At 40.1% G+C, this 15,738-nt stretch carries 14 protein-coding genes; 8 read left to right on the plus strand and 6 right to left on the minus strand.

Annotated features, from left to right (window positions below):
- Positions 1–39 precede the first annotated feature (39 nt).
- Positions 40–462, plus strand: coding sequence for a DUF411 domain-containing protein (locus tag ACHB7C_RS18180; RefSeq protein ID WP_042846992.1), 423 nt, complete (start codon positions 40–42; stop codon positions 460–462).
- A gap of 54 nt (positions 463–516) precedes the next feature.
- On the opposite strand, the gene ACHB7C_RS18185 is transcribed toward ACHB7C_RS18180, so the two are convergent.
- Together ACHB7C_RS18185 and yaaA are read right to left on the minus strand one after the other, a co-directional pair.
- Complete coding sequence (locus tag ACHB7C_RS18185; RefSeq protein ID WP_042846991.1) at positions 517–1,512, minus strand: aldo/keto reductase; 996 nt, start codon at positions 1,510–1,512, stop codon at positions 517–519.
- 187 nt (positions 1,513–1,699) lie between these two features.
- Positions 1,700–2,476, minus strand: a complete 777-nt coding sequence (gene yaaA / locus ACHB7C_RS18190) for a peroxide stress protein YaaA (protein ID WP_048608432.1) — start codon at positions 2,474–2,476, stop codon at positions 1,700–1,702.
- A gap of 353 nt (positions 2,477–2,829) precedes the next feature.
- Between yaaA and tal the strand changes: the two genes are divergently transcribed.
- Together tal and mog are read left to right on the plus strand one after the other, a co-directional pair.
- Positions 2,830–3,783: a transaldolase gene (tal, locus tag ACHB7C_RS18195; protein WP_042846989.1), complete on the plus strand. Its 954-nt coding sequence runs from the start codon at positions 2,830–2,832 to the stop codon at positions 3,781–3,783.
- A gap of 187 nt (positions 3,784–3,970) precedes the next feature.
- Positions 3,971–4,552, plus strand: a complete 582-nt coding sequence (gene mog, locus ACHB7C_RS18200; RefSeq protein WP_042847030.1) for a molybdopterin adenylyltransferase — start codon at positions 3,971–3,973, stop codon at positions 4,550–4,552.
- 94 nt (positions 4,553–4,646) lie between these two features.
- Here mog and satP read toward each other — a convergent pair whose 3' ends face one another.
- The gene (gene satP / locus ACHB7C_RS18205; protein WP_221078309.1) at positions 4,647–5,213 is read right to left on the minus strand and encodes an acetate uptake transporter; all 567 of its coding nucleotides are present in this window, start codon (positions 5,211–5,213) and stop codon (positions 4,647–4,649) included.
- Positions 5,214–5,549: 336 nt separating this feature from the next.
- On the opposite strand from satP, the gene dnaK reads away from it, so the two are divergent.
- Together dnaK and dnaJ are read left to right on the plus strand one after the other, a co-directional pair.
- Positions 5,550–7,466 (plus strand): molecular chaperone DnaK, encoded by a 1,917-nt coding sequence (gene dnaK / locus ACHB7C_RS18210; protein ID WP_048608428.1) that lies wholly within the window; start codon positions 5,550–5,552, stop codon positions 7,464–7,466.
- A gap of 105 nt (positions 7,467–7,571) precedes the next feature.
- Positions 7,572–8,705 (plus strand): molecular chaperone DnaJ, encoded by a 1,134-nt coding sequence (gene dnaJ / locus ACHB7C_RS18215; RefSeq protein WP_042846986.1) that lies wholly within the window; start codon positions 7,572–7,574, stop codon positions 8,703–8,705.
- Between the two features lie 70 nt (positions 8,706–8,775).
- On the opposite strand, the gene ACHB7C_RS18220 is transcribed toward dnaJ, so the two are convergent.
- Together ACHB7C_RS18220 and ACHB7C_RS18225 are read right to left on the minus strand one after the other, a co-directional pair.
- Positions 8,776–10,176 carry an amidohydrolase gene (locus ACHB7C_RS18220; protein ID WP_048608426.1) on the minus strand — a complete coding sequence of 467 codons (1,401 nt, stop codon included), beginning with the start codon at positions 10,174–10,176 and terminating at the stop codon, positions 8,776–8,778.
- 175 nt (positions 10,177–10,351) lie between these two features.
- Positions 10,352–11,200, minus strand: coding sequence for an EamA family transporter (locus ACHB7C_RS18225; protein ID WP_129466869.1), 849 nt, complete (start codon positions 11,198–11,200; stop codon positions 10,352–10,354).
- Between the two features lie 390 nt (positions 11,201–11,590).
- Here ACHB7C_RS18225 and nhaA point away from each other — a divergent pair, with 390 nt between their 5' ends.
- The gene (nhaA, locus tag ACHB7C_RS18230; protein ID WP_048608421.1) at positions 11,591–12,766 is read left to right on the plus strand and encodes a Na+/H+ antiporter NhaA; all 1,176 of its coding nucleotides are present in this window, start codon (positions 11,591–11,593) and stop codon (positions 12,764–12,766) included.
- Between the two features lie 187 nt (positions 12,767–12,953).
- Positions 12,954–13,877, plus strand: a complete 924-nt coding sequence (gene nhaR, locus ACHB7C_RS18235; RefSeq protein ID WP_048608452.1) for a transcriptional activator NhaR — start codon at positions 12,954–12,956, stop codon at positions 13,875–13,877.
- Between the two features lie 52 nt (positions 13,878–13,929).
- Here the strand turns inward: nhaR and rpsT are convergent, their stop codons facing one another.
- Positions 13,930–14,190, minus strand: a complete 261-nt coding sequence (rpsT, locus tag ACHB7C_RS18240; RefSeq protein ID WP_042846982.1) for a 30S ribosomal protein S20 — start codon at positions 14,188–14,190, stop codon at positions 13,930–13,932.
- Between the two features lie 588 nt (positions 14,191–14,778).
- On the opposite strand from rpsT, the gene ribF reads away from it, so the two are divergent.
- Complete coding sequence (ribF, locus tag ACHB7C_RS18245) at positions 14,779–15,717, plus strand: bifunctional riboflavin kinase/FAD synthetase (protein ID WP_395348119.1); 939 nt, start codon at positions 14,779–14,781, stop codon at positions 15,715–15,717.
- The last annotated feature ends 21 nt before the right edge of the window (positions 15,718–15,738 follow it).

Here is a 15,738-nt window from a genome sequence, read left to right on the forward strand (position 1 = left end):
TTATAAATATTATTAGTGATTATTTAAAAGGTGAACTGGATGAAAAAACTAATTTTAAGTGGAATGTTATTACTGTCATTTTCGGCTTTTTCGCAAGCAGAAAGCGTACAATTGTATAAAGATGCAAACTGTGGCTGCTGCCAGTTATGGGGGGAAGCAATTAATAAAGCGGGCTATGATGTTGTTATTAATGAGATAAGTTATGATGAATTAAGCCAGTTAAATGATAAATTAAAGGTGCCTTATAATTTACGTAGCTGCCATATTGCGAAATATAAAGGGAAAGTGATTGTTGGTCATGTCCCTGTAAGTAGTCTTGACGCTATTGAATCACTCCCCGCGGATGTCGTTGGCATTTCGGTGCCGGGGATGCCAATTGGCAGTTTAGGGATGGAACAACCGGATGGCAGAACCCAGCCATATTCCGTCGTCCAATTTAAAGCGAATGGTGAATACCGTTAGTTTTTATTATTATCAAGTTGCAGATATACTCTGCAACTTGCCTTAAGAAGCAATTTATATTGAATCCTCTAAAATCAATTCAATAGTTTTAAGTTCCTGTTGCGTAAAAGCGCGATTTTTCAATATCCCCATAGCATCATCAATTTGGCTAATGCGACTAGCACCAATCAATACCGAGGTGATTCGGTCATGACGAAGTAGCCATGCTAAGGCCATTTGGTTGAGTTTTTGACCTCTTTTTTCCGCAAGTTCGTTCAACTGTTTGACTTTAGATAAAACACTTGAAGTGAGCCTTTCTGGCGGTAGTGAAGGGTTACCGGCAGCCCGTGAATCGGCAGGGATACCGTTTAAATAGCGGTCAGTTAAAATTCCACCAGCCAGTGGTGAATAAGCGATAGAGCCAACCCCTTCTTCTTCCAGTAAATCAAGGAGTCCTTCTTCGGGCGTGCGTTCTAACATGGAATATTTAGGTTGATGGATAAGACATGGAGTACCTAATTTATTGAGGATACTGATGGCCTCCTTTGCTACATCTGTAGGATAATTAGATATACCTACGTATAATGCTTTACCTTGGCGCACAATGAGGTTAAGAGCCCCCATGGTTTCTTCTAAAGGGGTGTTTGGATCAGGGCGGTGATGATAAAAAATATCGACATAATCAAGTCCCATCCGTTTCAAACTTTGATTTAGGCTTGCAATAAGATATTTTTTACTTCCCCAATCACCATAAGGGCCATCCCACATGGTATAACCTGCTTTTGAAGAAATAATCATTTCATCACGATAAGGTAGGAAATCTTGTTGTAAGATCCGACCAAATTTGCTTTCCGCAGCACCGGGTGGTGGGCCATAATTATTGGCGAGATCAAAATGGGTGATCCCAAGGTCAAATGCGTGCCGAAGCATGGCTTGGCAATTATCAAAAGGTTTGTTATCGCCGAAATTATGCCATAACCCTAATGAAATCATTGGTAAACGTAACCCGCTACGGCCACATGAACGATACTCCATTTCAGTATAGCGCTTTGATGATGCAACATAAGGCATACTTTACCTCCAAAATAGTGGGTAAAACTTAACCTATGTTGTCATAAACTGAAACCGTAAACTGAGTAATCGATGCGAATTTTTGTGAGTATGCAGGCTTTATTATTAAACTGTGATGGGGTACGAAAAAATAAAGCATCTTGAAATAATCAGGTATTGACCTTATAGCAATACCTGAATTTGAGTTTTAAGGCTGTTCTGAGCGGGTAAAGACTAACTCATTACCTTTAGACTGGCTTTCATCAAATTGATAACCATCTAAATTAAAATCAGAAAGCTGATCTGTTTTCGTTAATTTATTTTGGATAATAAACCGGCTCATTAAACCACGAGCTTTCTTTGCATAAAAACTGATGACTTTATATTTACCGTTTTTTTCATCAAGAAAAATAGGTTTAATGATTTCGCCATCCAGTTTTTTAGTGTTCACTGATTTAAAATATTCATCGGATGCAAGGTTGACGAGCACTTGGTCTTTTTGCTCTGCAAGTGCTTGGTTAAGCTGTTTGGTGATAATGTCTCCCCAAAATTCATACAAGTCTTTGCCACGGGTGTTTTTTAAACGAATGCCCATTTCTAAGCGATATGGCTGCATCAAATCTAAAGGCCTTAATACGCCATACAGACCAGATAAAATACGCAAGTGAGATTGGGCAAATTCAAAATCTGCTTGAGAAAAGCTTTCGGCTTGCATGCCAGTATAGACATCACCTTTAAACGCTAAAATAGCTTGCCTTGCATTGTCAGGTGTAAAATCAGCATGCCACTCTGCGAAACGAGCGGCATTGAGCCCTGCTAGCTTATCACTAATTTTCATTAAACTTGCAATATCAGCGGGGGTTAGCTTACGGCATACATTAATCAGTTTCTGTGATTCAGCCAATAGCTCGGGTTGTGTGAATTGCTGGGTTGCCAGGGGGCTTTCGTAGTCTAATGTTTTTGCAGGTGAAATAGTAATCAGCATGACTTGACCCTTTTTAAACAATGATAGCCGTTACTTTAGCAAAAATTCATCCTTAATGGCTAATTGATATAATAAGCCAAACCAATATTGTTTTTTGTTATTCTTTAATCAATGATGTTTAGCTAAAAGGATTCAGTTTTATATCAAGGGGCGAAACCGATTGCCAATCAAATAGTTGCTTCTGACTGGATTTCCTTGCTTGCAGCAATGTGGATGCATGATATTATCTGTATACGGTGCGGCTATAGCCACAATTCCTTTATAATACGCAAAGTAATTCAAATTGTAGGTAGGTGGTAAGCAAACACCACTACAGCTTGAAGTATGACGGGTATAACAACGAGATTAAAGAAATGACCGATAAACTAACCTCCTTACGTAGTCTGACAACCGTTGTTGCTGATACTGGCGACATCGAAGCGATGAAGCTATACAAACCACAAGATGCGACAACTAATCCGTCGCTGATCTTAAATGCTGCACAAATGCCTGAATACCGCAAACTAATCGATGAAGCGGTAGAGTGGGCGCGTAAGCAAAGCAGCAACCGCGAGCAACAAATTGTTGATGCTTGTGACAAACTGGCAGTTAATATCGGTCTGGAAATTCTGAAATTAGTTCCGGGTCGTATTTCTACTGAAGTTGATGCGCGTCTTTCTTATGACGAAGAAGCTTGTATTGCTAAAGCTCGCCATTTAATCAAAATGTACAACGATGCTGGCATCAGCAATGACCGTATTCTGATTAAACTCGCTTCAACTTGGCAAGGTATCCGTGCTGCGGAGAAACTAGAAAAAGAAGGCATTAACTGTAACCTAACCTTATTATTCTCTTTTGCTCAAGCTCGTGCTTGTGCGGAAGCGGGGGTTTACCTAATTTCCCCATTTGTAGGCCGTATCCTTGACTGGTACAAAGCCAATACGGATAAAAAAGAATTTGCGCCACAAGAAGACCCGGGTGTGATTTCTGTGACTGAAATCTATAACTACTATAAAGCTCATGGCTATAAAACAGTAGTGATGGGTGCAAGCTTCCGTAATGTTGGTGAAATCATCGAATTAGCAGGTTGTGACCGTCTAACAATCTCTCCGGGCTTACTGAAAGAGTTATCTGAATCACAAGGTGAATTAGTTCGTAAACTGACTGATGCGGGTAAAACTCAAGAGCCAGGTGAAAAACTGACTGAAGCTGAGTTCTACTGGCAGCATAACCAAGACCCAATGGCGGTTGATAAACTGTCTGATGGTATTCGTAAGTTTGCGGTAGACCAAGAAAAACTGGAAAAAATGATTGCAGATTTACTGTAATATTACCTTTTTCTATTCAAACCCAGCTTACGAGCTGGGTTTTTTTATGGAAATTTTTCATTGAGTTAGTTCTCAATTTCAATATATAAAATTGAGGGCGCTGTATGAAAAAACGCATCATGATATGATAAGAGCCTGTTTACCCATGAGTAAACAGCTTCTGATTGATCAATTTTTTGAGGTTTATATGAATGAATTGCGCATAGGTCTGGTTTCAGTATCTGATCGTGCTTCGAGTGGTATTTATGAAGATAAAGGTATTCCTGCATTAGAAGAGTGGTTAGCAAAAACGCTGACAACGCCTTTTCGTATTGAAACTCGCCTGATCCCTGATGAGCAAATCATGATTGAGCAAACACTGTGTGAGCTGGTGGATGAATTTGCTTGCCACTTGGTTCTAACAACAGGTGGTACTGGGCCAGCTCGCCGTGATGTGACTCCAGATGCAACTCTTGCGGTTTCAGACCGTGAAATGCCCGGGTTTGGTGAACAAATGCGCCAAATTAGTTTGAAGTTTGTCCCTACGGCGATTTTATCCCGCCAAGTTGGTGTGATCCGTAATCAAGCTTTAATTTTGAACTTGCCAGGGCAGCCGAAAGCAATTGCCGAGACTCTTGAGGGGTTAAAAGATAAAGACGGTAATGTATTAGTCTCTGGGATTTTTGCCAGTATTCCATATTGCATTCAATTACTTGACGGCCCATATGTGGAAACTGACCCTGCAATAGTCAAAGCTTTTAGGCCTAAATCGGCGATCCGGTCAGAATAGTTATCGTGAGAAGTGTCATTGAACGTAATCAGGTGAGTGTTCCCCACCTGATTAAAACGATTTAAGGTAAATAATTAAAAACTATTCTTTATCATTAACTGCGCTGCCCTATAGGTAATACTGTTTTGCCATATTGTTCATTTAAAATCTCAGCAACAGCTAAGTAAAATGCACTGGCGCCGCAGATAATGCCCTCAAAACCTGCAAATTTCAGTAATGTGGCATTGCCTGTTATATTTCCAATGGCTAATAGCGCGAATAAAATCGTTAAGCTACCAAAGACAAATTGCAGTGCTAAGTTTGCTTTAAAGGTTCCTAAGAACATAAAAAAGGTAAAGACTCCCCAAATAGCGAGAAAGACGCCTAAAAACTCAGGGGAAGTTGCTTCGGCTAACCCTAATGTTGGTAAAAATAATAAACCAACTAATGAAATCCAAAACATGCCGTAGGAGGTAAATGCGGTTGCACCAAATGTATTGCCTTTTTTATACTCAATCAGTCCAGCAATAAATTGAGCAAGCCCACCGTAGAAAATCCCCATACTTAAAATAACAGATGAAAGAGGAAAGAAACCTGCATTATGGATATTTAGCAGGATGGTTGTCATACCAAAGCCGAGTAAACCAAGCGGGCCTGGATTTGCAAGAGAGCTAGGCTGCATATAACCTCTAGTAAAATATATAAAATTCAAGTAGATATAAGTTGATTAATGCTGCCTGGTTGGCAGCAACGGCGGATCATACGCAGTTTCAATTGCTCAAACCATGATCACAAGACAGGTTTTTTTGCAATAAATGCAAATTTTTTTTAATTCCCCCCTTGATGAATGGATTTGTGACCCCATCTTTAAGACATCGACGGATATCAATCAGAATTATTGCGTATTTAAAAATAATTTTGAGCTCAGAGTGAAAACTCCCTTGAAAATGAAATATTGAGCCACATATAGATTGATATCGAAATCATAGTGAAAAGAATTCCTTTGGAGGCGTTTTAGATGGGTAAAATTATTGGTATCGACTTGGGTACAACAAACTCATGCGTTGCAATTATGGATGGTACTACAGCTCGTGTTCTGGAGAACAGCGAAGGTGATAGAACTACTCCTTCCATCATTGCGTACACTCAAGATGGTGAAATTTTAGTTGGTCAGCCAGCAAAACGTCAGGCTGTGACTAACCCTGAAAATACTTTATTTGCAATCAAACGTTTGATTGGTCGTCGTTTCCAAGACGAAGAAGTTCAACGCGACGTTTCTATCATGCCATATAAAATTATTGCGGCTGATAACGGCGACGCTTGGTTAGACGTGAAAGGCCAAAAAATGGCTCCACCACAAGTTTCAGCTGAAGTTCTGAAAAAAATGAAGAAAACAGCAGAAGACTATTTAGGTGAGCCTGTAACAGAAGCTGTTATCACTGTTCCTGCATACTTTAATGATGCGCAACGTCAAGCAACTAAAGATGCGGGTCGTATCGCTGGTTTAGAAGTAAAACGTATCATTAACGAACCAACAGCTGCTGCTCTGGCCTATGGTTTAGATAGAGAAGTTGGTAACCGTACTATTGCGGTTTATGACTTAGGTGGTGGTACATTCGACTTATCAATTATCGAAATCGATGAAGTTGATGGCGAAAAAACATATGAAGTACTGGCAACCAACGGTGATACTCACTTAGGTGGTGAAGACTTCGATACTCGTTTAATCAATTACTTAGTTGAAGAATTTAAGAAAGAACAAGGTGTTGACCTGCGTAACGACCCGTTAGCAATGCAACGTCTGAAAGAATCTGCAGAAAAAGCAAAAATTGAGCTGTCTTCTGCACAACAAACTGATGTTAACCTGCCGTATATTACTGCGGATGCAACAGGTCCTAAACATATGAATATCAAAGTGACTCGTGCGAAATTAGAGTCACTGGTAGAAGATTTAGTTAAGCGTTCAATGGAGCCAGTTAAAGTTGCTCTACAAGACGCAGGTTTAAGCGTGAGTGAAATCAACGACGTTATTTTAGTTGGTGGTCAAACACGTATGCCAATGGTACAAAAAGTTGTTGCTGATTTCTTCGGTAAAGAGCCACGTAAAGACGTGAACCCTGACGAAGCAGTGGCAATGGGTGCAGCAGTCCAAGGTGGTGTTTTAGCGGGTGATGTTAAAGACGTTCTGTTACTTGACGTAACGCCTCTGTCTTTAGGTATCGAAACTATGGGCGGTGTGATGACTTCGTTAATCTCGAAGAACACGACTATCCCAACGAAACACAGCCAAGTATTCTCAACCGCTGAAGATAACCAAGCTGCAGTAACTATCCATGTTCTGCAAGGTGAGCGTAAACGTGCAAGTGATAACAAATCACTGGGTCAGTTTAACTTAGATGGTATCCAAGCAGCACCACGTGGTATGCCACAAATTGAAGTTACTTTCGACATTGATGCTGATGGTATCTTGCATGTTTCTGCGAAAGATAAAAACAGTGGTCGTGAGCAAAATATCACTATTAAAGCTTCCTCTGGTCTGAATGACGAGGAAATCGAAAAAATGGTACGTGACGCAGAAGCGAACGCTGAATCTGACCGTAAATTTGAAGAGTTGGTTCAAGTTCGTAATCAAGCTGACCAACTGGTGCATGGTACTCGTAAACAAATCGAAGAAGCCGGTGATAAACTCCCAGCGGAAGATAAAGCGAATATCGAAAAAGCAACTTCTGAGTTAGAAGCAGCATCTAAAGGTGAAGATAAAGCAGATATTGAAGCGAAAATCCAAGCCTTAGTAACTGCATCTGCGAAACTTTTAGAAATTGCACAACAACAAGCTCAAGCTGGTGGCGCAGATGCAACTGGTGCTGAAGCTAAGAAAGATGATGATGTTGTTGATGCTGAATTCGAAGAAGTTAACGACAAAGACAAAAAATAATGCCCTTAGCGGGCGCAGTAGCTGTAGCAAATGATAGTTACTGATACCGGATACGGGCGTCGAGGAAACTCTACGCCCGTTCCGCATGTTAAGGGTAAATAGAGAATGGCAAAAAGAGACTTTTATGAGGTTCTAGGCCTCGAGAAAAATGCTTCCGAAAAAGATATTAAGCGGGCTTATAAGCGCTTAGCAATGAAGTATCACCCTGACCGTAATCAGGGGAATAAAGACGAATCCGAAGTCAAATTTAAAGAAATTAAAGAGGCTTACGAAGTTCTATCTGACGATCAAAAACGTGCGGCTTATGACCAATATGGCCATGCGGCGTTTGAACAAGGTGGAATGGGCGGCGGTGGTTTCGGCGGTGGTGCTGACTTTAGCGATATCTTTGGTGACGTCTTCGGTGATATTTTTGGAGGCGGCCGCAGACAGCAACGCCCAAGCCGTGGTTCTGACCTGCAATACAACATGGAACTGACTCTTGAAGAAGCCGTCCGTGGAGTGACCAAAGAAATTCGTATTCCAACACTGGAAACCTGTGATGTGTGCCATGGAAATGGTGCTAAACCAGGGACCAGTGCAGATACCTGCTCAACCTGTCATGGGATGGGGCAAGTACATATGCGCCAAGGCTTTTTCTCAGTACAACAGCCTTGCCCAACCTGTCATGGTCGCGGTAAAGTGATTAAAGACCCATGCAATAAATGTCATGGTCATGGTCGAGTTGAAAGGTATAAAACCTTATCAGTAAAAATTCCTGCAGGGGTTGATACAGGTGACCGCGTTCGCTTATCTGGCGAAGGTGAGGCCGGTGAAAATGGGGCGCCATCAGGGGATTTATTCGTTCAGGTTCATGTATTACCTCATAATATTTTTGAGCGTGATGGTAATAACTTGCATTGTGAAGTGCCTATTAACTTCGCTGACGCTGCACTTGGAGGGGAAATTGAAGTCCCAACTCTTGATGGGCGTGTGAAACTAAAAATCCCGGCAGAAACTCAGACCGGTAAAATTTTCCGCATGAAAGGGAAAGGGGTGAAATCCGTTCGTGGGGGCTTACAAGGTGATTTAATGTGCCACATTGTGGTCGAAACACCAGTCAAACTGAATGAGAAACAAAAAGCATTACTGCAAGAGTTTGGTGAGTCGTTAGGTGGAAAAGGGGGAGAAAAGAATAGCCCTCGTTCTAAAAGTTTTTTAGATGGTGTTAAAAAATTCTTTGATGATTTAACTAAATAAATAATTAGTTAATAATAAATCAAGCTGGATGGCTGACTTTACATATGGTGAAGTCAGCCATTTTTATACCTTATTTAACAACTTCTCCGCTAGCAATCACCGTTTTACGTACTTGGTTAGCAAAATCTTGGGCCTCTGCAATAATTGACCCCTCATTTGCGGTCAGTAATTGGCGATCTTTCATCAATAGCTTACCATCAACAATAGTATGGCGAACATTCGAGCCATTGGCTCCATACACTAAAGCAGCATATGGGCTATACATAGGAACCATATTTGGTGATTTAGTATCAATAACAATAATGTCTGCCAACTTACCTTCTTCAAGGGAACCTAATTTATCTTCCATATGTAGTGCTCGAGCAGAACCCATTGTTGCCATTTCAACAACGGTAATAGGTGGCATAGCAGCTCTATCTTTATTTTCGAGTTTGTGAATTTTACCGACCAAATTGAGTTCATTTAAGGTGGTTAGCGTGTTGCTCGACATCGGCCCATCGGTCCCTAGACCTACCCGAATTCCTTTTTCTAGCATAGTTGTTACGGGAGCAACTCCCTTAGCTGATTTAGTATTCGCACTAATATTATGTGCGACACCTACATCATATTGCTTTAATAAATCCATGTCTTTTTCATCGACCATAATGGCATGGGCGGCGATAACTTTATTATTCAATGCGCCAATATCAGCCATGTACTGAACAGGGCTTTTACCACCAGTGCGTTTCGCAATTTCTTCTTGTTCACGGTCTGTTTCGGCGAGGTGGATCATCACTGGCACATTCAGTTCTTGAGATAACTTAGCAATTTTCTGCAAATGTTCAGTTGAATTGGTATAGGGAGCATGAGGGGCGAAAGCTGGTGTAATACGTGGATGATTTTTATATTGGTTAATAAAGTTAACGGCATATTCAATGCCTTCATCGGCATTTTTCGCATCAGCCACAGGGAATTTGATGACTGACTCCCCTAGTACCGCCCTTAAACCAATTTTATCTACTGTTTTAGCGACTTCATCCTCAAAATAATACATATCAACGTATGTGGTAACACCACCTTTAATCATTTCGATATTGGCGAGATTTGCCCCAATACGTACCATCTCACGAGATACCATTTTGCTTTCTAATGGGAAAATATAGCGATGTAAGCGGTCAGGCACATCATCGGCTAAAGAGCGAAATACAGTCATAGAGGCGTGAGTATGGGTATTAATTAGCCCAGGCATAACAATATCACCATTAACATTTAGAACATCTGATGCTTGATAATTTTTTGCTAGCTCAGGCCCCCCAACAGCTATGATTTTGTTGTCTTTAACCACAACGGTTCCGTGGTCGATAACTTGTTTTTTATTATCCATAGTGAGGACAGTACCATCAACAATCATGATATCAGCGGGCGTAGCAGCAAAGCTGGTGAAAGAAGCGCTGATAACAGTTAGTGCTAGTAAGGATTTTGAGAATGACATTATTGCCTCATATCTAAATGAAAAATTAGCTGCGTTTTTTATATATCGTTTCAGGGTGTTTGAGAGTGAAGTTAATTGCAATCACTCTGGGTATTTTGATATATCAATGATAGTTTACAGAGACTATTATAAAAATTAATAGTTATTTTATTAGTAATATCAGTGTATTAGTATATTAGGTGCTGAGTTTAGCGAGTAAGACACCAAATAAAATAACGACACAGGCAATGACCCGCATCATATTGAACTTTTCTTTCAGAAAAACAATCGATAAAAACATGGCAAACAGAACGCTGGTTTCTCTAATGGCAGCAACGACGACAATAGGTGCTTGGCTCATTGCCCATATTGCAATCCCGTAACTGATAAGTTGCATTAACCCACCTAATAGCCCTGAACGCCAATATTGCTGAACCCCGCTCAATAAACGACGACGGTATTTAATGATGCCAGGTACGATTAATACGACCCCATTTAATAAAAATAACCAAAGTGTATACACCACAGGGTCTTCGCTAGATCGAGAACCATGACCATCTGATAGGGTGTAGCAAGCCGTAAAAAAAGCGGTACATAAAGCGAAGGTGAGCGCCTTCCCATTGATATTTAAGGTGAATTTTTTCCCTGCAAAAGCAATTAAGACAACACCACTTATAATTAATAGGATGCCAATAAACCCCATTAATGGTATTAACTCATTGAATAATAAAGCACTAAGTAGAGCCGTTATTAAAGGTGCAGACCCACGAGATATTGGGTAAATCTGCCCTAGATCGCCGTATGTATAAGCCTGACTCAAAAAGTAGGTATAACCAATATGAAACAGTACCGATAACGCAAGCCAATGGATGGCCTCAGGCGAAGGTAAACCAAGCCAAAGTATTGCAGGTATGGTTAATACCCCTGAAAAAAAAGAAATCATCACAAGGCCGAAGAAACGGTCACTGCCAAATTTAACTAGGGCATTCCAAGTCGCATGGCAAAAAGCAGCGAAAAGTACGGCAAATAGTACGTAAGTTGTCATCGTTAAATAGTAATCGTTAGTGTTTTATTGGCAAATTAACCACATCGTTTTTGAGAAGCGCTTGGCAACTATTTTATTAGCAGTCTCCCACATTTAACTTTTTTGCGAAAGGAATCGAATAAAGAAAGGAGGAAGCTTTTATCAGGACATAAAGAAATGTAGATTTTGTACTGTAATAAAAGTTGAATTTATAAAGTTTATTTTTAACAAAAGTTATTATTTGTTTTTATAAAAATTGTCTATAGTAAAATTAACGTTTCTTTATCATTTAGCGTGATCATCGCCCTTAAAACATCGTCTATTCCGAGTGGTAATGGATAAATAAACGATTTTTTACGAATTAATAATTAGCATAGTATTAACATTCAAAAAAATACTGGGGTTATATATATGACAGCAATTATTCGTAAATTTTTAAGGTTAGAAGCAGCAGGGGGCTTACTTCTGATTATTGCTGCCATAGTCGCTTTAGTAATGGCTAATTCACCATTACAAGGGGCTTATCAGCAATTTTTAGATATCCCCGTGTCCATTAAAATATCAGAGTTTGGTTTGGATAAGCCATTGATATTATGGATTAATGACTTCTTAATGGCGATCTTCTTTTTGGTGGTTGGCCTTGAAGTAAAGCGTGAATTATTAGAAGGATCTCTTGCTGGACGAGATAAAGCCATATTTCCTGCAATTGCAGCACTTGGAGGAATGTTAGCACCTGCATTAATTTACCTTTTATTTAATGGCGGAGACAGTGTTACTCAACAAGGTTGGGCGATACCTGCTGCAACTGATATTGCATTTGCATTGGGAGTGATGGCGCTATTAGGAAAGCGTGTACCAACAGAATTAAAAGTGTTCTTATTAGCACTAGCCATTATTGATGATCTTGGTGTCATTGTTATTATTGCATTTTTCTATACAAGTTCTGTATCTCTGATTGCCTTAGGTTTATCAGCATTATGTATCGCCTTGTTATGTGTAATGAATTGGCGTAGGGTTGAGAATACTGCCGCATATTTGGTTATTGGTATCATACTGTGGGTGTGCATATTAAAATCAGGTGTTCATGCTACATTAGCGGGTGTTATTGTTGGCTTCTTAATTCCATTACATGGTACGAATAAGACTAAGCCTTCTGAAGAATTAGAGCATGTTTTACACCCATGGGTTGTCTATCTAATTTTACCTATATTTGCTTTTGCGAATTCGGGCGTTCAGCTACAAGGCGTCACTTTTGAAGGGTTACTCAGCCCATTGCCATTAGGTGTCGCTGCGGGGCTTATTCTCGGTAAACCAATTGGGATTTTTCTGTTTAGTTGGGTTTCGGTAAAACTTGGGTTTGCAAAATTACCTGAGTCGATTAACTTAAAGCAAGTCTTTGCTGTTTCGGTTCTATGTGGGATCGGTTTTACTATGTCTATTTTTATAACGGGTCTCGCATTTGATGGGCTTGATGAGGTGTATAGTACCTATTCACGCCTAGGGATCTTAATTGGCTCTACATTAGCAGCATTCTTAGGTTATTTTATGTTAAGGGTAGTCTTACCGAAGCAAAAAGAGTCAGTATAGTTCATACTATCGAAATAATTTTTCAAATTATTAGTAAGAATTTCCGAGCTAATACTCTATGATATGCCGCAGTATATTGTGAATATACTGCGGCATTTAAATGAAAGCTCCTGAGTTATGGGGTACAGGTAAACGTGTATAACCAGCAGCGCGGATGATTACTGTTGGCGGTGCAAAAGGAATAGATATGCGGGTTTCACATCTTAATTTTAACCACCTTTACTACTTTTGGCATGTATGCAAAGAAGGTTCTGTAGTTGGAGCAGCGGAAGCACTTTACCTGACTCCTCAAACAATTACAGGGCAAATAAAAGCACTAGAAGAGCGTTTAGGGGGGAAATTGTTTAAGCGGCAGGGGCGTGGGTTAGTTCCTTCCGAGCTTGGGCAATTAATTTTTCGCTATGCAGACAAAATGTTTATGCTTAGCCAAGAAATGTTAGATATCGTCAATTATAGCCGGGAATCTAACCTACTGTTTGATGTAGGAGTGGCAGATACACTATCAAAACAGTTAGTCAGTAAAATATTAGAAACTACAGTTGTTGAGCATGAGCAAATTCACTTGCGCTGCTTTGAGTCAACGCATGAGCTGCTATTAGAACAACTTAGTCAACATAAGCTCGATATGATTTTATCGGATTGCCCTGTTGACTCATCTCAGCAAGAAGGCTTGTTCTCGGTAAAACTCGGGGAGTGCAGCATGAGCTTCTTTTGCCGTCAGCCTATCCCTAAAAAACCCTTTCCTGAATGTTTAGAAGAACGTCGTTTACTAATACCGGGACGGCGCTATCTATTAGGTCGGCATATACTCGCTTGGATACGGAATAAAAATTTACAAGTGGAAGTGTTAGGTGAGTTTGATGATGCTGCATTAATGAAAGCATTTGGTATGCATTATAATGCAATTTTTGTCGCTCCATCTCAATATACACCTGATCTTTTAGGTGGTGATGATATTGTGGAGTTAGGGCGTTTAGAAAGTGTAAAAGAAGAGTATTATGTTATTTTTGCCGAAAGGATGATCCAGCACCCTGCGGTACAACGTGTCTGTAATAAAGATTTTTCTGATCTATTCTCGGTTCCATTTAATAGCGTAGAGAAAAAAGCTTAGCAGACAAAAAAACCGGCAAAAGCCGGTTTTTTTAGCTAATCAAGAAGCAAAATTACATTGCTTTAATTTGAGCAACTAAGTTAGCTTTATGACGTGCTGCTTTATTCTTGTGGATCAGGCCTTTACTTGCATGGCGATCAACAATAGGTTGCATGTCATTGAATGCTTTCTGAGCAGCTTCTTTATCGCCAGCAGCGATAGCAAGGTAAACTTTCTTGATAAAAGTACGTACCATAGAGCGACGGCTAGCGTTGTGCTGGCGACGTTTCTCTGCCTGAACGGCACGTTTCTTAGCTGATTTGATATTAGCCAAGGTCCAACTCCCAAATGTATTCTATTGAGGACAATTCAAAGGTCGAGGAATATGCCCTTTCGCCCTTCATTTGTCAATGGATTTGTGCAAATAAACATCGTGTACTTCGATGCTAATGCGTTGTGAATGGTGCAAGATTCTATCAGCAAATATGAGAAGAATACAGATCTTAGCGTGAAAAAATGCGTAATTGATGGCAGATATTTGAAAAAAATGAAAACTAAAAAAAAATTTGGCCTATCAATCAGTGGGTAGTATGAAATTTACCCGGTTATTGGTTGCTTATTAATCGTAATCTATGTTTAGCTATAGGCATTGATGAGAAAACGATAAAAATTTAATATTTTTAGAGACCTCGGAACAAATTTGTTGTATTGATAATCCATTGGTTATCCCAACGTTTTTGATATTCGTGCCTAACAGCTCTGTTTGGGTAGCATTATAACCGACTAATCACATAAAATGGGTCGGTAATAAATCGTGTAGAGATCAAAAAAATAGGGTTTAATGAAACCTTTTGCGAACTAAGGTTAACCTTAGGCGTCGTACAAGGTATAATCCTGCAATTTCCTCGGTATTGAGCCTGTTATGGAGCTAATTCGCGGTATACAGAATATCCGGGCGTGCCATCATGGTTGCGTGCTGACTATTGGTAATTTTGACGGTGTCCATCGTGGGCATCAGGTTTTACTTCAAAATTTGAAGCTCAAAGGTGCGGAGTTAGGGCTACCAATGGTAGTGATGATTTTTGAACCACAACCTCTTGAGTTTTTTATTGGTGACAAAGCGCCTGCGCGTTTGACACGTTTGCGAGACAAAGTGAAATATCTTGCAGATAGTGGTATTGATTACCTCTTATGTGTTGAATTCAACCAGCACTTTGCGTCATTGACTCCGGCTGAGTTTGTATTGGACTTACTTGTCAACAAACTAGGCGTGAAGTACCTTGCTATTGGCGATGATTTCCGTTTTGGGAAAAATCGTATGGGTGACTTTACCTTTTTAAAACAAGCGGGTCATGAATTCGGTTTTGAGGTTGCAGATACAGAAAGCTTTTGTGATTCGGGTCTTCGTATCAGTAGCACGGCTATTAGAAAAGCGATACAAGACAATGACCTTGAATTGGCAGAAAATCTGTTAGGGCATACTTATCGTATTAGCGGGCGGGTCGTACATGGTAACCAGCTCGGTAGGACAATCGGTTTTCCCACAGCTAACTTGCCGTTAAAACGTTTAGTCACACCAGTTACAGGTGTGTATGCTGTAGAAGTTTATGGTTTAGGCGATAAGCCTTTACCTGGTGTGGCGAATATCGGCACACGACCGACTGTATCTGGAAAAGGAACGCAGTTAGAAGTTCATCTGATTGATGCAAGTATGGATTTATACGGGCGTCATATTGATGTAGTGTTACGTAAAAAATTACGTGATGAGCAGCGGTTTGCTTCGTTGGAAGCGCTTAAGGAGCAAATTGCTAATGATGTAATTGCAGCGAGAGAATATCTTACTGCAATAGGAATCAGATAATTTAGCGGAAAATTGGAACTG

The organism is Providencia sp. 2024EL-00732 (assembly GCF_044006275.1).
GTDB lineage: Bacteria > Pseudomonadota > Gammaproteobacteria > Enterobacterales > Enterobacteriaceae > Providencia > Providencia huashanensis.